The organism is Mycoplana sp. 10N416, assembly GCF_056394765.1.
Map to the genome: position 1 here is coordinate 291,837 of NZ_JBFTIM010000006.1, position 21,396 is coordinate 313,232.

Sequence of the window (21,396 nt, forward strand, 5' to 3'; positions counted from 1 at the left end):
TCTCCTACTCGTTGCACGCCTCGCTCCATGGTTCCTCCCCAAGCAGTGAACGTTTACCTCTTCCCGGAATAGACCTCCGGCAACCACATCGCGATGTCCGGAAACACCATGATGATGATCATGCTCAACACCATCAGAAGAAAGAACGGGATGATGGATTTGTAGATGTCGACGATAGTGATTTCCGGCGGCGCCATCGCCCGCATCAGGAACAGGTTGTAGCCGAAGGGCGGCACGATGTAGGCGATCTGGCAGGTGATCGTGTAGAGGATGCCGAACCAGATCAGATCGAACCCGAGCAGCTTCACCAGCGGGATGTAGAGCGGCGCGACGATGACCAGCATGGCGGTGTCGTCGAGGAACATGCCGAGGATGATGAAGGAGAACAACATCATCCCCAGGACACCCCAGGGGCTGAGATCCCAGGTGTGCAAGAGCAGGTTCTCGATTGCCTTGATGGCGCCCAGCCCGTCATAGACGGCGCTGAAGCACAGGGCGCCCAGGATGATCCAGAGAAACATCGCCGAGACCGCCAGCGTGTTGCGCGTCGTCTTTTCGACCACCTTTACGCTCAATCGTCCCGTTGCCCACGCGGCCAGCAGCGCCAACAGCGCACCGACCATCGAGGTCTCGACGAGGCTGGTGGTGCCGGTCAGGAACAGTCCCATGATGGCGGCGAACAGGCCGAACGGCAGCAGCCCTTCGCGCAGCAGCACGAGCTTTTCTCGCAGTGTGAACTGGGCGCGTTCCTCCGGAGGCAGCGCCGGGCCCAGCTCCGGCTGCAGGCGGCAGCGGATGTAGATGTAGGCGGTGAAGATGATCGCCATCAGGATGAACGGGCCGATACCGGCCAGCCACAGCTGCAGCACCGGCTGGCGCGCGATCATCGCGTAGAGGATGAGCACCACGCTCGGCGGCCCCATGATGCCGAGCGACGACCCGCCCTGGATGACACCGGTGATCATCACCTTGTCGTAGCCGCGCCGCAGCAGTTCCGGCAGCGCCACGGTCGCACCGATCGCCATGCCGGCGACCGACAGGCCGTTCACCATCGAGATGACGATCATCAGCCCCATCGTGCCGATCGCCAACCCGCCGCGGACCGAACCGAACCAGACGTGGAACATCCGGTAGAGATTGTTGGCGATGCCGGACTCCGAGAGCATGTAGCCCATGAAGACGAAGAACGGCACGGTGATCAGCGGATACCAGTTGAGGACCTGGAAGGCCGCATTGAAGGGAAGCTCGAAAGACCCATTTCCCCAAAGCCACAGCGCTGCGGCGGCCCCCACCGCGCCGATGACACCGTAGACGCGCTGTCCCGTGCCCATCAGCACGAGCATGGAGGCGAACATGAAGATGGTGATAAATTCGGAGCTCATGCGATCGGCTTTCCGCGCGCTTCAGCGACATCTTTGAAGAACTGGGCAATGGTCTGGAGCAGCATCAGGAAGATGCCGAGCGTCATGATGACCTTGACGGGCCACAGGACCGGAGCCCAGGCCGTGTAGTTCTTCTGATTGTAGGTGATCGAATATTCCGTCGAGGAAACGCCGCCCCAGAACAGCACGATCAGGTAGAAAATGACGAACAGGATCGTGAATGAATCGGTGATCGCCCGCGTTTTCGGCTTCATCATTCCGTAGAAGAGATCCATGCGCACATGCGCGTCCAATTGCATGGAGTATGCACCACCGAGCAGGTAGTAGGCCGACAGCATGAACTGCGACATCTCCATGACCCAATTGATCGGGTAGCCGAAGGCGACGCGCATCACGGTCGAGTAGAGCAGGATCAAACCCATCGGGAAGATCAGGTACATCGCGAAGATACCGATCCTCCGGTTCACCGTATCGACGATGCGCACGTAATGCTTGATGATCTTAGGCATGGCGCGTGTCTCCGCTCACGACAGCCACATCGCTAGCCAGGCCGCCCCGTCCATATCGCAACAAAGACATCCCTCCCCTTCCCTTCTGCCATCGCGCCCGGAAATCCGCTCAGCGCAACTCCCGCGACGACAGTCCCTCGACAAGCAGACCTGCAAGATAGTTGGCGACGGCTCGTTCGCCGGCCTCGTCCTTGATCAGGTCGTTTCGCACCTCGATCATCACATTGGCGATGTCATTGGCGAGACCGTGCTCCTTCAGCGTATGCGTCACGCCGTCCGCCGGCCCGTAGGGCTCGTTGCGACGGATGTCGTAGCGCCCGCCCGCCCGGCCCGCCGCGGCAAGCATGGCGTCGGCCAGCCGGCTGTCGCTATCGTGCAGGACACCGATCTCCACGGCGCGCGGCTTGCCGAAATAGACCGGCGTGAAACTATGGACCGTCACGATGACCGGCGCTCGATCCTCCGCGATCCGGCTTTTCACCAGACGCGAAAGCGCCCCGCGGAACGGCAGGTAAAGTGCTTCGGTGCGAGCATCGCGTGCCGCCTGGTCAAGGCCGGCATTGCCGGGAACGTCGAAGATTTCGCTCTTCTCCGGCATGGCGGCCGGTGATTCCGGCGGGCGATTGCAGTCGTAGACAAGGCGCGAAAAGCGCTGGAACACCAGTGTCGCGTCGAGCTGTTGCGCCATCAGCCGGGCAACGGCCAGCGCCCCCGGATCCCAGGCGATGTGGCTTGCGAGCGCTTCCTCGGACAGGCCGAGCGTGCCGAGCGCTTTGGGGAGCAAGCGCGACGCGTGTTCACAGACGAGGATGACCCGTCCACGCGCAGCAGCATTCTCCAGGGCGACAGGGTCGCCCTCCTCTCCAGTCAGAATTCCCATTTGGCTGATCCCCTCGACCGGCCGTTCTTTATTGTTTGAAGAGAATTCTTCACCAAACACCCTCTGTCAAGTGGGCAATGAAGAAACCTCTTCAAAAAATCATTTGACTTCAAATGTGACAGCGATGTTTAATTTTGTTCGAAGCCGACAGAGAGCGGCAGACAGGGGAATGAATTGACGTTGAATCAGGCATCCATGACGGTGTCGGACGTGATCAACGCCCATTTCGACGCGTTGACGCGCGCCGAAAGGCAGTTGGCGGCATCGCTTCTCGACAACTATCCCGTCTCCGGCCTCGGCAGCATCACGACTGTCGCGGAGAATGCCGGCGTTTCAACGCCCACCGTCGCCCGTATGGTCCAGAAGCTCGGCTATCGTGGCTTCCCGGACTTCCAGGCACACCTGCATCATGAACTTGAAGCGACGCTCTCGAGCCCCATCGCCAAGCACGACCGGTGGGCCGCCAATGCCCCGGGAACGCATATCCTCAATCGTTTCGCCGACGCGATCATGAACAACCTGCGCCAGACGCTGTCGCAGATCGAAATCGAGGAATTCGACGGCGCGGCCGCGCTGATCGCCGATCGCAAGCGCAATATCTATGTCGTCGGGGGACGCATCACCAAGGCGCTCGCCGACTATCTCTTCACCCACCTGCAGGTGATTCGGCCCAACGTTACCCAGTTGGCCTCCAATCCGAGTGCCTGGCCGCACTACGTTGTGAACATGAAGGCCGGCGACGTCATCGTCATCTTCGACATCCGCCGCTATGAGCAGGAGATGGAGACCTTCGCCCGCATCGCCCGCGCCCGCGGCGTCGAGATCGTCCTGTTCACCGACCAATGGGCGTCGCCCATCGCCAAATTGGCTGCTCGGGTCTTTCGCATCCACATCGAGGCACCGTCCGCGTGGGATTCCTCCGTGGTAACGCTGTTCGTGGTCGAAGCACTGATCGAGGCAACACAGAGCGCAAACTGGGGAGAAACACGCGAACGGATAAAATCCTTGGAGGAACTGTTCGAGGCCAGTCGGTTGTTCCGAAAGCCGAGATGAAACTGTCGTAAGTCAATCAATAGCCGGCGAAGCCGGAAAAAGCATTTAAAAACTGTCACATAAGCTTCATGCCGCACCAGTATCAGCTTCGCCGAAGCTGACTGACACACAAAAGGAGAACACCCGTGATGTCACGTACCCGCAGACTGCTCTCGCTCTCCACTGCCATACTGGTGGCCTCCACGGCCATTGCCGCTGCCGAGCCGAGTGCCGAACTGATCGAAGCCGCCAAGAAGGAAGGCATGCTGACCACGATCGCCCTGCCCGCCAGCTGGTGCAACTACGGTGAAGTGATCTCCAGCTTCAAGGCGAAGTATCCGGAGATTCAGGTCAACGAACTCAACCCGGATGCCGGCTCGGCCGACGAAGTCGAAGCCATCAAGGCCAACAAGGACAACAAGGGCCCGCAGGCTCCTGACGTCATCGACGTCGGCCTCTCCTTCGGTCCGCAAACCAAGACCGAAGGCCTGCTGCAGCCTTACAAGGTCTCCACCTGGGACGAAATTCCGGACAGCATCAAGGACCCCGAGGGCTACTGGTACGGCGACTACTACGGCGTTCTGTCGTTCATCGTGAACAAGGACCTCGTCCCGAACACGCCGACCGACTGGGCTGACCTTCTCAAGCCGGAATATGCGGGCCAGGTCGCCCTCGCCGGCGACCCGCGCGCCTCGAACCAGGCCATCCTCGGCGTGCTCGCCGCCGGCCTTTCCAAGGGCGCCAAGCCCGGCGAGGAAGCCGGCAAGGCTGGCCTCGATTATTTCGCCGAACTCAACAAGGCCGGCAACTTCGTTCCGGTCATCGCCAAGGCCGGCACCATTGCCCAGGGCGCGACCCCGATTGCGATCGCCTGGGACTACAACGCACTGGCCTGGCGCGACGAACTGAAGGGCAACCCGCCGGTCGAAGTCGTCGTTCCGAAGACCGGCGTGTTGGCCGGCGTCTACGTCCAGGGCATCTCCGCCTACGCTCCGCATCCGAACGCTGCCAAGCTGTGGATGGAACACCTCTACTCGGACGACGGCCAGAACCTGTGGCTGAAGGGCTATTGCCACCCGGCTCGCTTCAACGCCATGGCCAAGGCCGGCAAGATCCCGCAGGCGCTGATCGACGCGCTGCCGCCGGCAGCAAGCTATGAGGCGGCCGTCTTCCCGTCCGTCGACGAGCAGAACGCCAACAAGGCTGCCGTCACCGGCAGTTGGGACGGCGTCGTCGGCGCAAACGTCCAGTAAGGTGAAGCTGTGACGCAAGCCCCGGCCCCAACACCGGGTCGGGGCTTGCCATTTCCCAAACCGCTGCCTTACTTTGGTCAATATCGAAGAAGGCGCTTCCCTAACGATCCAGGACGATGAACCGAGCCCTCGACACGCTACGCCAGCGATTTCCGCTTACATGGTTGGGCCTGATGCCCTTCGTGATCTTCGTTGTGATGTTCCTGGTGCTGCCGACGATGCATATCGTCATCGGCGCATTCCAGACGCGCGACGGCTCCTTCACGCTGCAGAACATCATTGACCTGAACACCGGGACCATCCCGTCCAGCTACTGGATCTCCATCAAGATTTCCGTGGCTTCGGCCGCGATCGGCAGCCTGATCGGCTTTGCGATGGCGGCCGCCGTCGTCTTCGGAGCGGTTCCCCGCTGGATCAAATCGCCGCTCCTCACCTTTTCCGGAGTCGCGTCGAATTTCGCCGGCGTGCCGCTGGCCTTTGCCTTTCTTGCCACCTTCGGGCCGGTTGGCCTGGTCACCGTCTTCCTGCGCCAGAACTTCGGCATCGTGCTGCAGCGGGACCTTGGCTTCAACATCCTCAGCTTCTGGGGCCTGACGGTCACCTACCTGTTTTTCCAGATACCGCTGATGATCCTGATCATCGCGCCAGCGCTTGAGGGACTTCGCCGCGAATGGCGCGAGGCCGCCGCGATCCTTGGCGCAAGTTCCCTGCAATACTGGCGCATGGTCGCGCTACCGATCCTGTTCCCTTCACTGCTCGGCACGTTCGCGCTTTTGTTCGCCAACGCCTTCGGCGCCGTCGCCACAGCCATCGCGCTCACCGGCTCCAGTCTCAACATTGTGCCGATCCAGCTGTTTGCCCAGATTCGCGGCGACGTGCTGGGTAACCCGAATCTCGGCTACGCCATGGCCTTCGGCATGATCGTCATCACAGCTGTCGCCAATGTCCTCTACATCTGGCTCCGCGTGCGCGCTGAGAGGTGGCTGAAATGAGTCTCTGGGCACGCATCGCCGGCTGGGCGGCACTGATCTTCGGCCTGCTCTACTTTTTCGTACCCCTCGGCGGCCTGTTCGAGTTCTCGCTGAGGGCTCGACGCGGGGTCTACAGCTTCGACGCCTATGTCCGCGTGCTGGCCGATCCGCAGTTCCAGGCGACGTTCTCCTTCTCCGTCGTCATGGCACTGGTGACCATCGTCATCGGCATCCTGATCGTCGTGCCGACCGCATTCTGGGTGCGGTTGAAAATGCCCTGGGCACGGCCTTACGTCGAGTTCCTGACGCTGATGCCGCTGGTCATCCCGGCAATCGTGATCGTCTTCGGCTATATTCGCCTTTACAACACGTCGAGCTGGCTGCCGCTCACCGGCTCGGTGTTCGGCACCAACGTGCTGCTGGCCTTCGGCTACACCATTCTCGCCCTGCCTTACATGTATCGCGCCGTCGACACCGGCCTGCGCACCATCGACGTCGCCACGCTCACCGAAGCGGCGCAGATCCTCGGCGCCGGCTGGGCGACCATTCTCGGCCGTATCATCCTGCCGAATGTGCTTCCCGCGGTGCTGTCCGGAGCCTTCCTGACCTTCGCGATCGTCATCGGCGAGTTCACTTTGGCCGCCCTGCTCGACCGGCCCGCATTCGGCCCGTATCTGCAGCGCATCGGCGCCAACAAGCCCTATGAGCCGTTTGCGCTTTCGGTGATTGCATTCGGTATTACCTGGGGCTGCCTTGCGCTGATCCAGCTCGTCACCCGTTTCCAGAAAACCGCGCCCGTGAAAGCCTGAGGACATCCTCCACATGACGTTTCTTTCTCTCAGCCACATCCAGAAGTCCTTCGGACAGGTGCAGGTCGTCAGCGATTTCAACATGGATATCGAAAAGGGCGAATTCGTCTCGTTCCTCGGTCCGTCGGGCTGCGGAAAGACGACGGTTCTGCGCATGATTGCCGGCTTTGAGACGCCAAGCGGCGGGACGATTACGGTCGCCGGCAAGAACCAGTCCGGGCTGAAGCCGAACCAACGCAACATCGGCATGGTGTTCCAGGCCTATGCGCTCTTTCCGAACATGAACGTCTCCGACAACGTCGCCTTTGGCCTCAAGGTCGCCGGTCGTCCCAAGGACGAGATCGCCGCGCGCGTCAAGGAGATGCTCGGCCTCATCAAGCTCGAACACCTCGCCGACCGCTTCCCCTACCAGCTCTCCGGCGGCCAGCAGCAGCGCGTGGCGCTGGCCCGCGCACTCGCGCCGAAGCCGCAGGTGCTACTGCTTGACGAACCGCTTTCGGCCCTCGACGCCAAGATCCGCGTGTCGCTGCGCGAGGAAATCCGCATGATCCAGCAACAGCTTGGCATCACCACGGTTTTCGTCACCCACGACCAGGAAGAGGCGCTGTCGATCTCCGACCGCATCGTCGTGATGAACGCCGGCTGCGCCGACCAGATCGGCACGCCTGCCGAAATCTACAACCGCCCGACGACCCGTTTCGTCGCCTCCTTCGTCGGGACGCTGAACCTGATCGAGGCAAAGGTGATCGATCCGGCCACCAACCGCGTCGCGATCGGCGACCAGGGCGTGACGCTGCGCGAGCCGCTCGGCCCGGTCAAGGCGGGCGACACGATCTCGCTGGCGCTGCGCCCTGAAGCCGGCTCGATCGCGGAGGGCGCCAAGGGCGACACGGCCCTGACCGGGGAAGTCGTCAGCAGCAATTTCCTCGGCTCGGTCGTGCGCACCCGCATGCGGGTCGGCACCAGTGTCATCTCCTTCGACATGTTCAACAGCCCCGGCCTCGTCCCGCCGGCTGTCGGCGAAACCGTCACCCTGCGGTTCACGGCCACCGATCTGTTGGTCATCAACGACTGAGCGCCGCGGGCCGAAATTCCTCTGGCCCTCAATCCACCCAAAGCCCGCTGCTGAGCGGCAACCGGCAGAGATTAGTCGGGCCAGGCGTCAGGTTGAAGCAACCTCTTCACGCTTGGCCCTCCTCCTGCAAGCGCGTATATTGAAGCCTTGCGAACGCGGATGGGGGACGCCGTGCCCACGCTGTTCCTGTGGCTCCTTTTCGTGGTCATATTCCATGTTCCGGCCCATGCCGCGAACGTCGACGCCGCGATTGTGTTTGCTGTCGACATCTCGGCCTCCGTCGACCGTGCCACTGCAAAGCTGCAACGCGATGGACATGCGATGGCGATTGCCGAGCCGGCGGTCATCGCGGCCATTTCGCGGGGCCCGAACGGCTGCATAGCCGTCACCTACCTGGAGTGGGCGAGCCGCGGCCAGGCAAGATCGGTCCTGCCCTGGAGGCGCGTATGCGGCATGGAAGACGCTCTGGCAGTCGCAGGCGCGATACGCCGGCTTGCAAGCGACGGCGACGACTGCTCCGGATACTGCGCGACCTCCATATCCGATGCCATTGACTCCGGCAGCGACCTGCTGGACAGGTATGAGGGCGCCGCCCTGGCCAGGATCATAGATATTTCGGCAAACGGAACGAACAATGATGGCGCACCGCTCTGGTCAAGTCGTGCACGGGCGCTTGCCCGCGGCTACACGATCAACGCGATCGTCCTTCCGCAGATCCACTATGGCGTGCCCTACCCTCTGACCGACTATTTCAACGATTTCGTGATCGGCGGCGATGGTGCCTTTGTGATCGAGCCGGATACGGCGGACGACTACGTTTCGGCCCTGCGGCGGAAACTGATGAGCGAAATCAGCTCGGCAGTGGAGCCGGGACGGGCAACACGTTCCGTCGGCAACGCTTCGCCGTCTCCAGCCCACCCCTCCGCATTAACGGACCAAAGCGCGTTATTGACCGGGTGGGGACAATAAGACGCCGACAAGTGCCTTTCCATCTGTGAAGTAGGGATCGCCCCCACCGTTGCGGCCGCTTTTGGTCGCGCCGATGCCGGCAATCTCGTATGTCGAGGTGATCTGACCGGCCACGCGCAAGTCGTCGATGACGAGGTTGCGCTCCGCGTCGACATCGGGCCCGATGTGGTGGGTGATCTGGCCGGTGTCGTGGCTCAGGCCGACCCCGCGATCAAAGCTTGCCGACCCCAGCCAGAGTGGCCGACCGTCGGTGCCGGTGCGCTCGGTCAGCCAGAAGCGGACATGGTTGCGCTCGTCGGCACTGCGTCCCACCGGCTTTTCGAAGGCAAGGTCCTGCTTTCGCCCCTCGAAGAAGAGCGGACTGACCGGCGCGTCGAGGTCGGGGCGATCGAGCACCACACTCAAGCCGATGTCGACCGATGAGCGCAAGGTGATCTTGTCGGCCGGATCCCAGCCGGCCGCCGCGAAGGCGCGGATCACCTCTTCCTTGGAGCCGACGAGACCGACATTGATCGGATCGCCCGGAATGTCATCGGCGGTCGTCGTGACCATGCTGCTCAGGCTACCGATCCGGCGGGAATCGCGGAAGATCCATATCTCCGGCAAGAGGAAATAGCTGACGAGAAAATAGGCCGCCAGCAGGACCGCGAGGCTGGCAAGGGCAAAGCGGATCGTCGTGCGTTGACGCATTCGACACTCCTCGGCTGCACCGGCACTTAGGGGGAGGAGCAGCGTGCACCACACTGCGATGCGCTCCCCGGACCGTACGGCCGAGTTTGCCTTGCCCTTCACGCGATGTCGAGAAGAGTCACAACCGGGATCGGCGAGAATATTGTACCCGAGAAGAGCGCGCGGAGAGACGCTCGCGGCTCAACGCTCCGCGCCCGCCCCCCTCGCGTTCAGCGCCTCCACCACCCGGTCCGCCATCGACGCGCAACGCGCACCGTCGAAGGGAAACAGGGCGGAAAGCGATCCCGCAAGCTGCCGTTCGATGGACGTGCGCATCAGCTTGCGGGCCCGATGCAGCCGCGTCTTGACCGTCGCGCTGCGGAGATTGAGGTGCGCCGCCGTCTCGTGCGTGCTCATCCCCTCCACATCCCGCAAGATAAAGACTGCCCGAAACTCGGCAGGCAGGTTGTCGACCGCACGCTCCAGCAGGAACCGAGCCTGGCTGCGCGAAAGTTCGGTCTCCGGATCGCTTGCCCAGGGGGACGTCGGAAACCGCAAGACCTCACCGCCGCCCGAACCGTTGCGTTCCATCTCAAGTTCCTCAAGCCCCGCGGTGGTTCTACGGCGGCGAACGCGACCAAGCGCTTCGTTGACCGCGATCCGCGTCAACCAGGTCGAAAACTGCGCCTCTCTGCGAAAGGCGCCCAGATGGGTGAATGCCTGTACATAGGTCGCCTGGACGACATCCTCCGCCTCGGCATCATTGTGGACGATCGCCCGCGCCACCCTAAACAAGCGGCGATTGTGACGTTGAATGAGGGCGCGGATGGCCGCCTCCTCATCCGCTCTAGCAAGATCGACAAGATCGGTGTCGGAAACAGCGGCGAAGTCCGCGCGCCGCTGCTCGATCCTTGCGGACGTCCCGGTCATGGACATCTCTCCGCTCGTCTGCTGCAAAAATCCACCGTCACGGTTCGACCTCCAGCTTTCCCTTCATCGCGGGATGGAAGCGGCAAAAGTAATCGACTGGCCCGGCCGCGGTTATCGTCACGCGCTTTTCTGTCTTCGGCGGCAGGTCGACGTCAAAACTGCCGCTGCGTGCGGTGGCCGTATGCCGAAACATATCATCATTCTTCCAGATGACCACGTCACCCGCTTTCAACGCCATCGACGCCGGGATGAACTTCATCCCGGCAATCGTGATCTGGTGTTCTGCGGCTGCCGCAGACGACACCGGAACGAAGAGCAGAGCCATCAGCGCGCCGGCGATCGCTCCCCTGCTGAGGATTCGATCCATCGGTGCACCTTAGTCGATCGTCGAGGCGAGGTGCTCGGCATGGGCCTGGTGCTGCTGGAAGAGCGTCAGCCCGGTCTCGAGCAAGGCCTTCAGCTCTGCGTTCTGCGCCGATGGAATCAGGGTATCCGCCAAGGCGCTGTTGACCGCCTTGTGGTAGGCCACCTCATTGGCAATGTAGGCCTTGTCGAAGGCAGCCCCATCAAGCGATGCGAGTGTCGCGCGCTCCTTCTCGGCACCGGCGGTCAGCGACTGGCTGATGGCGTTGTCCTCCGGCGTGACATTGAGCTTCTTGACGAGCGCCAGCGCCTGGTCGTTGACGGCCTTGTGGTCCCGCTCCATAGTCTTTGCGAACTCCACTACGTCGGCATTCTTGCTCTTTTTCAGTGCCTGTTGGGCGGCCTCGACGTCGATGTTTCCGGCCGTATAGGCAATGTGGGCGATCTGCGGATCGCTCGGCTTGGCATCTGCCGCAAACGCAACACCGCCGAGTGCCGCTGCCAGAAAGGTTGCGGCGAGAAGTCGTTTCAGCATGATCTTTCTCCTTGAGGCCATGATCGAGTGATGCCGCAGCTCTCACTTTCGGGCTGCTGGCACACATTGGATGCGGATCGGCTCAAAAGGTTCCCGACAATTTTATCTCGTGCGACGAAGCGGGCTTTGCTTCGCGATACGCGCCGAGCCGATACGCCGGGGCGGGCTACCCTTTCCCCGCCGTCCGCAACCTGCGGCGCGTCTCGGTCGGGCTTTCGTGGTAGTGGGCGCGATAGCTGCGCGAGAAAGCGGAAGAGGAATTGAACCCTGTCGCAGCGGCGATGTCGGCGAATTCCAGCTTCGTCTCGATCACCTTCCGTCGCGCAGCGTTGAGCCGCAGGGCGAGATAGTGCTGGTGCGGCGCAACCGCCATCGTTTCATGAAAGAGATCCTGCAAGTGGCGGGCGCTGATCCCGACGCGGCGGGCCAGCCGCGTCAGCGCCATCGGCGCCTCCACCGTTTCCTCCATCAGCCGCACCGCCTGGCTGACCCGCTGGTCGGCGACCCGCATGTTGCCGAGCGCCGGGACCTGCAGGAGCCCTCCGGTGCGCTCGTGCTCGTAGATGAACAGGCGCGACACCTCGAGCGCCAGCGAATAGCCTTGCCGGCGGCGGATGATCTCCAGCATCAGGTCCAATGTCGGCAGGGAACCACCGGTGGTGATGCGCTTGCCGTCGATGACATAGCGCTCCCTGAGCACGGCGATCTGCGGATAGGCGGCGGCGAAGTCCTCCATGTCCTCCCAGTGGATCGTCACCGAGTGGCCGTCGAGCAGGCTCGCCTCCGCCAGGAGCCAACTGCCTGATTCGATGCCGGCCATCATCGTCCGGTAACGGGCGGTTCTCGACAATTGCATGCGCAACGCTGGCGTCGCGCTCTGCTGCCATTGGTAGCTGGACAGGATGAACAGTGGCGCCGTCTCCTGCTCCGGTCGAAACGGCCCGTCGACGGGAACGGGAATGCGGCTTCGCGTCTCGATTGCCGCACCGTCCGGCGAAAAGATCCGCCAGCGGTAGAGTTCCTGACCCGAGATGCGGTTTGCAGCGCGAAGTGGCTCGATCAGCGAGGCGACAAGGATCAGGTTCGTTTCCGGCAGGACCAGAATGTCCATGTCGAGCGTCTCGTGCGACGGATCGAGCATTTGTGTAATCCCCCTCAAATCTCCTAATGTGTAAAGGATGATGCCGATAATGAAAAGCATGACCAGTTTCCTTGGCCCGTAATGGGCGGGAGGAAATTTGGGAGAAATGAAATGCCCCTCGCTATGAACCGCGACGTCTTTATCACCTGCGCCGTCACCGGCTCGGGCGACACAGTCGGCAAATCCAAGAACGTGCCGATCACGCCGAAACAGATCGCCGAAGCCGCAGTCGAAGCCGCAAAGGCCGGTGCGGCAATCATCCATTGCCATGTCCGCGACCCGGAGACCGGCGCGCCGAGCCGCCGCAACGACCTCTACAGGGAAGTCACCGACCGCATCCGCCAGGCCGAGGTGGACATCGTGCTGAACCTGACCGCCGGCATGGGCGGCGACATGATTTTCGGCGATGTCGAAAACCCGCTGCCGCTGAAGGAAAAGGGCACCGACATGGCCGGCGCCACCGAGCGCGTCTCCCACGTCGCCGAATGCCTGCCGGAAATCTGCACGCTCGACTGCGGCACGATGAACTTCTCGCTCGGCGACTATGTGATGACCAACACGCCGTCGATGCTGCGCGCCATGGCCAAGCAGATGACCGATCTCGGCGTCCGTCCCGAAATCGAGGCCTTCGACACCGGCCACCTCTGGTTCGCCAAGCAGCTCGTCGAGGAAGGCCTCATCGAGGATCCGGTGCTGATCCAGCTCTGCATGGGCATTCCGTGGGGTGCGCCGGATGACCTCAACACCTACATGGCGATGGTCAACAACGTGCCGCAGAACTGGACGTTCTCGGCGTTCTCGATCGGCCGCAATGCGCTCGCCTACCCGGCCGCGGCCGTGCTCGCCGGCGGCAATGTCCGCGTCGGTCTGGAAGACAATCTCTACATCGGCAAGGGCCAGTTCGCGACCAACGGCCAGCTCGTCGAAAAGGCCGTGAATGTCATCGAGAACATGGGCGCCCGCGTCATCGGCCCGGCCGAGGTACGCGAAAAGCTGAAGCTGACGAAGCGCTGAACAACGCTTGAGGCATGCCCCTCATCCGCCTGCCTGTCCCTTCTCCCCGCGTGCGGGGAGAAGGGACAGGTGGCCCGCTTCTGCCCCTCTATCTAAGATGTGCGATTGCGGCAGCTGCAGCCGTGTCCCATTTCCCGCGAGCGGGGAGAGGGCTACGGTGAGGGGCAAGACCTCCCGAAAAGACGTCCAACAACAACTGAACACGACGGGAACGATCACATGTCCAAAATCAACAAGGCCGCCTGCATCGGCGGCGGCGTCATCGGCGGGGCCTGGGCGGCGCGCTTCGTGCTCGCCGGCATTGACGTCAACATCTTCGATCCCCATCCCGAAGCCGAGCGCATCATCGGCGAGGTGATGGCGAACGCGGAACGTGCCTATGGCATGCTGACCATGGCGCCGCTGCCGCCGAAGGGAAAATTGACGTTCTGCAAGAACATTGAAGAAGCCGTGCAAGGGGCTGACTGGATTCAGGAAAGCGTGCCCGAGCGACTGGAACTGAAGCGCGGCGTCATCACCCAGATCGACGCAGCTGCCGATCCGAAGGCGCTAATCGGCTCGTCCACCTCGGGCCTCATGCCGACTGACCTGCAGCGCGACATGAAGCATCCCGAACGGATGTTCGTCGCCCACCCCTACAATCCGGTCTACCTGCTGCCGCTCGCCGAACTCGTCGGCGGCCAGAAGACGGCGAAGGAGACCCTTCAGGACGCCAAGGCGAAGCTCGCCACCATCGGCATGAGGGGCGTCATAATCAACAAGGAGATCGAGGCCTTCGTCGGCGACCGCCTACTCGAAGCCGTCTGGCGTGAGGGTCTCTGGCTGATCAAGGACGACATCTGCGATACCGAGACTCTCGATGACGTGATCCGCTACTCCTTCGGCATGCGCTGGGCGCAGATGGGCATGTTCGAGACCTACCGCATCGCCGGCGGCGAGGCCGGCATGCGCCACTTCATCGCCCAGTTCGGTCCCTGCCTCTCCTGGCCCTGGACGAAGCTGACGGACGTCGTCGATCTCACCGATGAACTGGTCGACAAGATCGCCAACCAGTCCGACGCCCAGTCCGGCGCCCGCGGCATCCGCGAGCTGGAGCGCATCCGCGACCAGAACCTCGTCGGCATCATGCATGCGCTGAAGTCCGGTGACGACGGCCGCGGCTGGGGCGCGGGCAAGCTGCTCGCCGAGTTCGAGGACCATCTCTGGGCCAATGCCAAGAAGCCGGAGGCCGACCTCGGCGAGATCAAGCCGCTGCGTGTCCTCGACACCAAGGTCAACGCCGCCTGGGTCGACTACAACGGCCACATGACCGAGCACCGCTACCTGCAGGTGTTCGGCGACACCTCCGATGGCGTCCTGCGCCTGATCGGTGTCGATCTCGACTATGTCCGCGACGGCCACAGCTACTATACCGTCGAGACCCATATCCGCCACCTCGGCGAGGCCAAGCTCGGCGACGCGCTCTACACCACCTGCCAGATCCTGTCCTCGGACGACAAGCGCCTGCAGTTCTTCTCGACGATCTACAACGCCGAGACGAACGAGCCAGTCGCCACCGCGGAGCAGATGATGCTGCACGTCGATTCGAAGGCCGGCAAGGCCATGCCTGCACCCGGCAAGGTTCTGGACAAGCTGGCGGCGCTGACCAAAGCCCATGCCGGGCTGCCGGTGCCCGAAGGCGCCGGCCGGCATGTGGGGCAGAAGCGCTGACGGTTTCATCCCTTCCCTTGCAGGGAGGGTCACCTGGAGGGCCGGAAGGGGGGCGACTGCCCCTCATCCCGCTGCCGCGGCCTTTTCCCCGCACGCGGGGCGAAGGGACAAGACGCAACCGCCCAGCGCTTCGCGGGAGAACGAGGCGCCGCCGAAATTACCTTTCCCCCGACGTGCGGGGAGAAGGTGCCGGCAGGCGGATGAGGGGCAGATCAACCTGTCCTACAAAGGAACACGAGGGAGAACGCCATGAATTTCGCACTGACAGACGAACAGCAGATGATCGTCGACACGGTCCGCTCGTTCGTCGAGACCGAGATCTACCCGCACGAGAACGAGGTGGAGCGCACCGGCTTCGTGCCGCCGGAACTGGGCCAGGAAATCGCCCGCAAATGCAAGGAGATCGGCTTTTTCGGCTGCAACTTCCCGGAAGAAGTCGGCGGCGCCGGGCTCGACCACACCTCGTTCACCCTGGTCGAGCGCGAGCTCGGCCGCGGTTCGATGGCGCTGACGGTCTTTTTCGGCCGTCCCTCGGGCATCCTGATGGGCTGCAACGCCGAGCAGCGCGAAAGGTACCTGCTGCCGGCCGTGCGCGGTGACAAGTTCGACGCGCTTGCTATGACCGAGCCGGATGCCGGTTCCGACGTGCGCGGCATGAAGTGCTTCGCCAGGAAGGATGGCGACGACTGGATCGTCAACGGAACCAAGCACTTCATCAGCCATGCCAACATCGCCGACTTCGTCATCGTCTTCATCGCCACCGGCGAGGAGGACACCCCACGCGGCCCGAAGAAGAAGATCACCTGCTTCCTGGTCGACCGCGGTACGCCCGGCTTCGAGATCCGCGACGGCTACAATTCCGTCTCCCACCGCGGCTACAAGAACTGCATCCTTACCTTCGACGATTGCCGCCTGCCGTCGTCGCAGATCCTTGGCGAAGTCCACCGCGGCTTCGAGGTCGCCAACGACTGGCTCTACGCCACGCGGCTCACGGTCGCCGCCACTTCCGTCGGCCGCGCGCGGCGCGCTTTCGACTACGCTCTCTCCTATGCCGCCGAGCGCAAGCAGTTCGGCAAGCCGATCGGCGCCAACCAGGGCGTCTCCTTCAAGCTCGCCGACATGATCACCGAGATCGACGCCGCCGACCTTCTGACGCTCTCGGCCGCCTGGCGCCTCGACCAGGGCCTGCCGTCGAACCGCGAGATTGCCTCGGCCAAGGTCTACGCCACCGAAATGCTCGCCCGCGTCACCGACGAGGCGATCCAGATCTACGGCGGCATGGGCCTGATGGACGACCTGCCGCTCGCCCGCTTCTGGCGCGACGCCCGCGTTGAGCGCATCTGGGACGGCACCTCCGAGATCCAGCGGCATATCATCAGCCGCGATCTGCTGCGGCCGCTGGGAGCGTGAGTGCCGACATGACCCGTTCCCTGGACCGCCTTATCCGCCCCCGCTCCATCGCCGTGTTCGGCGGCAAGGAGGCGGGCCGCGTCGTCGAGCAGTGCGACAAGATGGGCTTTACCGGCGACATCTGGCCGGTGCACCCAACCAAGGACGAAATCCGCGGTCGCAAGTGCTATCGCTCCGTCGCCGATCTTCCCGGCGCGCCGGATGCCTCTTTCGTCGGCGTCAACCGCCAACTCACCATCGAGATCATCCGCGACCTTTCCGCCCGTGGCGCCGGCGGTGCTGTCTGCTACGCCTCCGGATTCCGCGAGGCCGTGACCGAGCTTGCCGACGGCGACGACCTGCAGAAGGCGCTGGTCGAGGCCGCCGGCGACATGCCGATCCTCGGCCCGAACTGCTATGGTTTCATCAACATGCTGGACGGCGCGCTGCTCTGGCCCGACCAGCATGGCATGGTGCGCGTCGAGAAGGGTGTGGCCGTTCTCACCCAGTCCTCCAACATCGCCTGCAACGTCTCCATGCAGATGCGCGGTCTGCCGCTCGCCTACATCCTGACGGCCGGCAACCAGGCCCAGACCGGGCTTTGCGACCTCGCCTGCGCGGTTCTGGAGGATCCGCGCGTCACCGCCGTCGGCCTGCACATCGAAGGCTTTGACAGCATCGCCTCCCTCGAACGGCTTGCCCACCGCGCCCGCGAACTGAAAAAACCGGTCGTGACTCTCAAGGTCGGCAAGTCCGAGCAGGCGCAACTTGCAACGGTGTCGCACACCGCCTCGCTAGCCGGCAACGACGCCGTTTCCTCCGCTCTGCTCGCCCGCCTCGGCATCGGCCGCGTCGAAACGCTGCCGGAGCTGCTGGAGACGCTGAAGCTCCTGCACCTGCGCGGGCCGCTCTCAAGCTTCGACATCTCCTCGATGAGTTGCTCGGGCGGCGAGGCCTCGCTGATGGCCGACGCCGGCGTCAAGCGGAAGACTGTCTACCGCGAACTGCGCGAGGAACAGCGCCAGCCCCTGCGTGAAGCGCTCGGGCAGATGGTGACGATCTCCAATCCGCTCGACTATCACACCTTCGTCTGGGGCAATCGCGAGAAGCAGACCACCGCCTTCACGGCGATGATGCAGGGCGACTACGCGCTGAACCTGATCGTGCTCGACTTTCCGCGCCAGGACCGCTGCGACGCTGCCGACTGGGTGACGACCTGCCATGCCGTCATCGACGCCTCAAGGGCGACGAATGCGGTCGCCGGCATCGTCGCCAGCATGGGCGAGAACATGCCGGAAGAGACGGCGCTGATGCTGATGGAGAACGGCGTCATCCCGTTCATGGGCATCGACGAGGCGCTGGCCGCCGCGGAAACCGCGGCGACGATCGGCGCGACCTGGGCAAAGCCCCTGCCCGCTCCGCTCGTCAAGATTGCGGCCGCCGACGGCGAGGCTGTCACGCTCACCGAACACGAGGCCAAGCAGGCCCTTGCCGCCCATGGCCTCCAGGTTCCGCAGGGTCGCGCCGTCGATACCGCCGAGCAAGCGGCAGACGCAGCCGAGGCGCTCGGCTTCCCCGTCGTCCTGAAGGGGCTCGGCGTCGCCCACAAGACGGAAGCCGGGGCGGTGAAGCTGAACCTGCAAAGCCGCGAAGCCGTGCTGGAAGCGGCCAAGGCCATGGCCGGTGTCGCTTCCGGCTATCTGGTCGAGAAGATGGTCGGCAAGCCGGTCGCGGAACTCATCGTCGGCGCCATGCGGGATCCGGTCGCGGGCCCTGTGCTCACCGTGGGCGCAGGAGGCATCCTCGTGGAATTGCTGGAAGATTCCGCGATCCTTACGCTTCCGGCCGACGAAGCAGCCATTCGCGAGGCAATTTCCGGCTTGAAGGTCGCAAAACTGCTGAAAGGCTATCGCGGCGCGCCTGCCGGAGACGTCGACGCGCTGGTGGCCGCCGTCGCATCGGCAGCATCCTATGTCGTTTCAAACGCTTCAATTGTCGATGAACTCGATATCAATCCTATCATGGTGCTTCCGCAAGGCGATGGCGTTGTCGCAGCGGATGCCCTGATCCGTCTGAGGAAGTGAGCCAATGACCGGACCGATACGCAAACGCCGTGAAGGCGGCATTCTCGAGGTCACCATCGACCGGCCGAAGGCGAACGCCATCGACCTGGTGACGAGCCGCATCATGGGCGAAATCTTCCGCGACTTCCGTGATGATGACAGCCTGCGCGTCGCCATCATCACCGGCGCGGGAGAAAAATTCTTCTGTCCCGGCTGGGACCTGAAGGCGGCCGCCGGCGGCGACGCGGTCGATGGCGACTACGGCGTTGGCGGTTTCGGCGGGATGCAGGAACTGCGCGACCTGAACAAACCGATCATCGCCGCCGTCAACGGTATCTGCTGCGGCGGCGGCCTGGAGATTGCACTGTCGACCGACATGATTCTTGCGGCCGAACATGCGACCTTCGCGCTGCCGGAGATCCGCTCGGGCACGGTCGCCGACGCCGCCTCGATCAAACTGCCCAAGCGCATCCCCTATCACATCGCCATGGACATGCTGCTGACGGGCCGTTGGCTCGACGTGCAGGAGGCGCACCGCTGGGGCTTCGTCAACGAGATCCTGCCGGCCGACAAACTGCTTGACCGGGCCTGGGAGCTTGCGCGTTTGCTCGAAAGCGGACCACCGCTCGTCTATGCCGCGATCAAGGAAGTGGTGCGCGCTGCCGAGGGTGAGACGTTCCAGACGACGATGAACAAGATTACCCGCCGGCAGTTCAAAACCGTGGATATCCTGTATTCGAGCGAGGACCAATTGGAAGGCGCCCGTGCCTTCGCCGAGAAGCGCGACCCGGTGTGGAAGGGCCGTTGAGCCGGCGATTTCACGCAAGTTATGGCATTGCCCGCAGGCCTTGCGGGCAATGCCATAAGCGGGGCTTTTGGTAAAAACCGGAAATTTGAGGCGTTACATTCGCAGCGGATGCGATAAGTTCGCCCACGGAAGAGAGCGCCGCCGGCGGCGCACGGCAAGGAGGAGCAAGAAGAAAGCAAGGCGCCCGGTGAGGCGTCACCGCAACGCCGATGCGGAAAGCCTTCGGCGCAAGGCCAGATAATTCTGCCAATTAAAACAACAGGCCGCCAACGGCCCAAAGAGAGGGAACAGTGGAATGACCGACTACAAGAATTTTCTCACGCAACAGGTCATGCTCGGCAAGATGAATCGCCGTGAGTTCATGGGCAGAGCTGCCGCCTTCGGCATCACGCTCGCCGCCGCCGGCACGATGTTCGACACCGCAGCAAAGGCGCAGGAACCCAAGCGCGGCGGCCATCTCAAGCTCGGCCTCGAGGGCGCCGCCGCCACCGATTCGAGGGATCCGGCCAAGAATCTTTCCCAGTTCATGTTCGTCACCAGCCGCACCTGGGGTGACATGCTCGTCGAAACCGAGCCGCTGACCGGCCAGCCCGTTCCTGCTCTTGCCGAATCCTGGGAGCCCTCGGCGGACGCAGCCACCTGGACCTTCAAGATCCGCAAGGGCGTCACCTTCCATGATGGCAAGGAATTGACGGTCGACGACGTCGTCAAGACGCTGCAGCGCCACACCGACGAGAAGTCGGAATCGGGCGCGCTCGGCGTGATGAAGTCGATCAAGGAAATCAAGTCGGATGGCGACCATCTGATCCTCGTGCTGACCGAGGGCAATGCCGACCTGCCGCTGCTGATGACCGACTACCACCTCGTCATCCAGCCCAACGGCGGGCTCGACAATCCCGACGCGATGATCGGCACCGGCCCCTACAAGGTCACCAGCTTTGAGCCCGGCGTACGCGCCACCTTCGAGCGCTACCAGAACGACTGGCGCACCGACCGCGGCTTCGTCGACACGGTCGAATTGATCGCCATGAACGACGCGACGGCTCGCATCGCCGCACTGTCCTCGGGCCAGGTGCACTACATCAACCGCGTCGATCCGAAGACGGTCGATCTTCTGAAGCGCGCGCCGAATGTGGATATCCTCTCCACCTCCGGCCGTGGCCACTACGTCTTCATCATGCACTGCAACACCGCCCCGTTCGACAACAACGATCTGCGGATGGCGCTGAAATACGCCATGGACCGCGAGACGATGGTGCAGAAGATCCTCGGTGGCTACGGCAAGGTCGGCAACGACTTCCCGATCAACGAGACCTATGCATTGTTCCCGGAAGGCATCGAGCAGCGCGCCTACGACCCCGACAAGGCCGCCTTCCATTACAAGAAGTCCGGCCATAGCGGCCCGGTCCTGCTGCGCACGTCCGACGTTGCCTTCCCGGGCGCCGTGGATGCGGCCGTGCTGTACCAGGAGAGTGCCAAGAAGGCTGGCATCGAGATCGAGGTCAAGCGCGAACCCGGTGACGGCTATTGGTCCAACGTCTGGAACGTCCAGCCGTTCTCGACCTCCTACTGGGGCGGCCGTCCGACCCAGGACCAGATGTACTCGACCGCCTATCTGTCGACGGCCGACTGGAACGACACCCGCTTCCTGCGCCCGGACTTCGACAAGATCCTGCTCGAAGCCCGTTCGGAGCTGGACGAGGCAAAACGCAAGGAGATGTATCGCACCATGGCAATGATGGTCCGTGACGAAGGCGGCTTGATCCTGCCGATGTTCAACGATTTCGTGAACGCGTCGACGAAGCAGGTAAAGGGCTACGTCCACGACATCGGCAACGACATGTCGAACGGCTATGTCGCAACCCGCGTCTGGCTGGACGCCTGATGGCGGGCG

20 protein-coding genes are annotated in these 21,396 nt (G+C 63.1%); 12 read left to right on the top strand and 8 right to left on the bottom strand.

Annotated elements, in window-relative coordinates; genetic code table 11:
• Positions 1-53 precede the first annotated feature (53 nt).
• The 3 genes from AC1DDS_RS14710 to AC1DDS_RS14720 form a co-directional block, all read right to left on the bottom strand.
• Entirely contained in the window at positions 54-1,382 is a 1,329-nt protein-coding gene (locus AC1DDS_RS14710; protein WP_477479572.1) for a TRAP transporter large permease, read from the bottom strand.
• Positions 1,379-1,891 (bottom strand): TRAP transporter small permease subunit, encoded by a 513-nt coding sequence (locus tag AC1DDS_RS14715; protein WP_477479573.1) that lies wholly within the window; start codon positions 1,889-1,891, stop codon positions 1,379-1,381. The genes AC1DDS_RS14710 and AC1DDS_RS14715 overlap by 4 nt, the downstream gene beginning before the upstream one ends.
• Positions 1,892-2,000: 109 nt before the next feature.
• Positions 2,001-2,771 carry an N-formylglutamate amidohydrolase gene (locus AC1DDS_RS14720; RefSeq protein ID WP_477479574.1) on the bottom strand — a complete coding sequence of 257 codons (771 nt, stop codon included), beginning with the start codon at positions 2,769-2,771 and terminating at the stop codon, positions 2,001-2,003.
• Between the two features lie 180 nt (positions 2,772-2,951).
• On the opposite strand from AC1DDS_RS14720, the gene AC1DDS_RS14725 reads away from it, so the two are divergent.
• The 6 genes from AC1DDS_RS14725 (at position 2,952) to AC1DDS_RS14750 (ending at position 8,880) form a co-directional block, all read left to right on the top strand.
• Entirely contained in the window at positions 2,952-3,824 is an 873-nt protein-coding gene (locus tag AC1DDS_RS14725; RefSeq protein ID WP_477479670.1) for a MurR/RpiR family transcriptional regulator, read from the top strand.
• A 125-nt stretch (positions 3,825-3,949) separates the two neighbouring features.
• Positions 3,950-5,056, top strand: coding sequence for an ABC transporter substrate-binding protein (locus AC1DDS_RS14730; protein WP_477479575.1), 1,107 nt, complete (start codon positions 3,950-3,952; stop codon positions 5,054-5,056).
• A 116-nt stretch (positions 5,057-5,172) separates the two neighbouring features.
• Positions 5,173-6,048, top strand: a complete 876-nt coding sequence (locus AC1DDS_RS14735) for an ABC transporter permease (protein WP_477479576.1) — start codon at positions 5,173-5,175, stop codon at positions 6,046-6,048.
• Positions 6,045-6,836 (top strand): ABC transporter permease, encoded by a 792-nt coding sequence (locus AC1DDS_RS14740; protein WP_477479577.1) that lies wholly within the window; start codon positions 6,045-6,047, stop codon positions 6,834-6,836. Before AC1DDS_RS14735 ends, AC1DDS_RS14740 begins: the two co-directional genes overlap by 4 nt.
• A 13-nt stretch (positions 6,837-6,849) precedes the next feature.
• Complete coding sequence (locus AC1DDS_RS14745; RefSeq protein ID WP_477479578.1) at positions 6,850-7,911, top strand: ABC transporter ATP-binding protein; 1,062 nt, start codon at positions 6,850-6,852, stop codon at positions 7,909-7,911.
• 171 nt (positions 7,912-8,082) lie between these two features.
• Entirely contained in the window at positions 8,083-8,880 is a 798-nt protein-coding gene (locus AC1DDS_RS14750) for a DUF1194 domain-containing protein (RefSeq protein WP_477479579.1), read from the top strand.
• Here AC1DDS_RS14750 and AC1DDS_RS14755 read toward each other — a convergent pair.
• The 5 genes from AC1DDS_RS14755 to AC1DDS_RS14775 all read right to left on the bottom strand — a co-directional run bounded on the left by AC1DDS_RS14755 (position 8,857) and on the right by AC1DDS_RS14775 (position 12,518).
• Positions 8,857-9,570, bottom strand: coding sequence for an LssY C-terminal domain-containing protein (locus tag AC1DDS_RS14755; protein ID WP_477479580.1), 714 nt, complete (start codon positions 9,568-9,570; stop codon positions 8,857-8,859). The two genes, AC1DDS_RS14750 and AC1DDS_RS14755, sit on opposite strands and share 24 nt — an antisense overlap.
• A 180-nt stretch (positions 9,571-9,750) precedes the next feature.
• The gene (locus AC1DDS_RS14760; protein ID WP_477479581.1) at positions 9,751-10,479 is read right to left on the bottom strand and encodes an RNA polymerase sigma factor; all 729 of its coding nucleotides are present in this window, start codon (positions 10,477-10,479) and stop codon (positions 9,751-9,753) included.
• A gap of 37 nt (positions 10,480-10,516) precedes the next feature.
• Positions 10,517-10,846 carry a cupredoxin domain-containing protein gene (locus AC1DDS_RS14765; protein WP_477479582.1) on the bottom strand — a complete coding sequence of 110 codons (330 nt, stop codon included), beginning with the start codon at positions 10,844-10,846 and terminating at the stop codon, positions 10,517-10,519.
• Positions 10,847-10,855: 9 nt separating this feature from the next.
• Entirely contained in the window at positions 10,856-11,377 is a 522-nt protein-coding gene (locus AC1DDS_RS14770; protein WP_477479583.1) for a DUF4142 domain-containing protein, read from the bottom strand.
• A gap of 166 nt (positions 11,378-11,543) precedes the next feature.
• The gene (locus AC1DDS_RS14775; RefSeq protein ID WP_477479671.1) at positions 11,544-12,518 is read right to left on the bottom strand and encodes a GlxA family transcriptional regulator; all 975 of its coding nucleotides are present in this window, start codon (positions 12,516-12,518) and stop codon (positions 11,544-11,546) included.
• A 111-nt stretch (positions 12,519-12,629) separates the two neighbouring features.
• Here AC1DDS_RS14775 and bcoG point away from each other — a divergent pair, with 111 nt between their 5' ends.
• The 6 genes from bcoG (at position 12,630) to AC1DDS_RS14805 (ending at position 21,387) form a co-directional block, all read left to right on the top strand.
• Positions 12,630-13,532 carry a 3-dehydrocarnitine:acetyl-CoA trimethylamine transferase BcoG gene (gene bcoG, locus AC1DDS_RS14780; RefSeq protein WP_310416458.1) on the top strand — a complete coding sequence of 301 codons (903 nt, stop codon included), beginning with the start codon at positions 12,630-12,632 and terminating at the stop codon, positions 13,530-13,532.
• 219 nt (positions 13,533-13,751) lie between these two features.
• Complete coding sequence (locus tag AC1DDS_RS14785) at positions 13,752-15,242, top strand: carnitine 3-dehydrogenase (protein WP_477479584.1); 1,491 nt, start codon at positions 13,752-13,754, stop codon at positions 15,240-15,242.
• Positions 15,243-15,491: 249 nt separating this feature from the next.
• The gene (locus AC1DDS_RS14790) at positions 15,492-16,652 is read left to right on the top strand and encodes an acyl-CoA dehydrogenase family protein (protein WP_477479585.1); all 1,161 of its coding nucleotides are present in this window, start codon (positions 15,492-15,494) and stop codon (positions 16,650-16,652) included.
• An 8-nt stretch (positions 16,653-16,660) separates the two neighbouring features.
• Positions 16,661-18,715, top strand: coding sequence for an acetate--CoA ligase family protein (locus tag AC1DDS_RS14795; protein ID WP_477479586.1), 2,055 nt, complete (start codon positions 16,661-16,663; stop codon positions 18,713-18,715).
• A gap of 4 nt (positions 18,716-18,719) precedes the next feature.
• Complete coding sequence (locus tag AC1DDS_RS14800; protein ID WP_477479587.1) at positions 18,720-19,502, top strand: carnitinyl-CoA dehydratase; 783 nt, start codon at positions 18,720-18,722, stop codon at positions 19,500-19,502.
• A gap of 295 nt (positions 19,503-19,797) precedes the next feature.
• Positions 19,798-21,387, top strand: a complete 1,590-nt coding sequence (locus tag AC1DDS_RS14805; protein ID WP_477479588.1) for an ABC transporter substrate-binding protein — start codon at positions 19,798-19,800, stop codon at positions 21,385-21,387.
• Positions 21,388-21,396: the final 9 nt, after the last annotated feature.

Coding starts and splice junctions, on each gene's coding strand:
- AC1DDS_RS14710 (WP_477479572.1), bottom strand. CDS start 1,382: ATGAGCTCCGAATTTATCACCATCTTCATGTTCGCCTCCATGCTCGTG.
- AC1DDS_RS14800 (WP_477479587.1), top strand. CDS start 18,720: ATGACCGGACCGATACGCAAACGCCGTGAAGGCGGCATTCTCGAGGTC.
- AC1DDS_RS14805 (WP_477479588.1), top strand. CDS start 19,798: ATGACCGACTACAAGAATTTTCTCACGCAACAGGTCATGCTCGGCAAG.
- AC1DDS_RS14790 (WP_477479585.1), top strand. CDS start 15,492: ATGAATTTCGCACTGACAGACGAACAGCAGATGATCGTCGACACGGTC.
- AC1DDS_RS14775 (WP_477479671.1), bottom strand. CDS start 12,518: ATGCTCGATCCGTCGCACGAGACGCTCGACATGGACATTCTGGTCCTG.
- AC1DDS_RS14755 (WP_477479580.1), bottom strand. CDS start 9,570: ATGCGTCAACGCACGACGATCCGCTTTGCCCTTGCCAGCCTCGCGGTC.
- AC1DDS_RS14785 (WP_477479584.1), top strand. CDS start 13,752: ATGTCCAAAATCAACAAGGCCGCCTGCATCGGCGGCGGCGTCATCGGC.
- AC1DDS_RS14740 (WP_477479577.1), top strand. CDS start 6,045: ATGAGTCTCTGGGCACGCATCGCCGGCTGGGCGGCACTGATCTTCGGC.
- AC1DDS_RS14795 (WP_477479586.1), top strand. CDS start 16,661: ATGACCCGTTCCCTGGACCGCCTTATCCGCCCCCGCTCCATCGCCGTG.
- AC1DDS_RS14715 (WP_477479573.1), bottom strand. CDS start 1,891: ATGCCTAAGATCATCAAGCATTACGTGCGCATCGTCGATACGGTGAAC.
- AC1DDS_RS14745 (WP_477479578.1), top strand. CDS start 6,850: ATGACGTTTCTTTCTCTCAGCCACATCCAGAAGTCCTTCGGACAGGTG.
- AC1DDS_RS14770 (WP_477479583.1), bottom strand. CDS start 11,377: ATGCTGAAACGACTTCTCGCCGCAACCTTTCTGGCAGCGGCACTCGGC.
- AC1DDS_RS14760 (WP_477479581.1), bottom strand. CDS start 10,479: ATGACCGGGACGTCCGCAAGGATCGAGCAGCGGCGCGCGGACTTCGCC.
- bcoG (WP_310416458.1), top strand. CDS start 12,630: ATGCCCCTCGCTATGAACCGCGACGTCTTTATCACCTGCGCCGTCACC.
- AC1DDS_RS14765 (WP_477479582.1), bottom strand. CDS start 10,846: ATGGATCGAATCCTCAGCAGGGGAGCGATCGCCGGCGCGCTGATGGCT.
- AC1DDS_RS14735 (WP_477479576.1), top strand. CDS start 5,173: ATGAACCGAGCCCTCGACACGCTACGCCAGCGATTTCCGCTTACATGG.
- AC1DDS_RS14720 (WP_477479574.1), bottom strand. CDS start 2,771: ATGGGAATTCTGACTGGAGAGGAGGGCGACCCTGTCGCCCTGGAGAAT.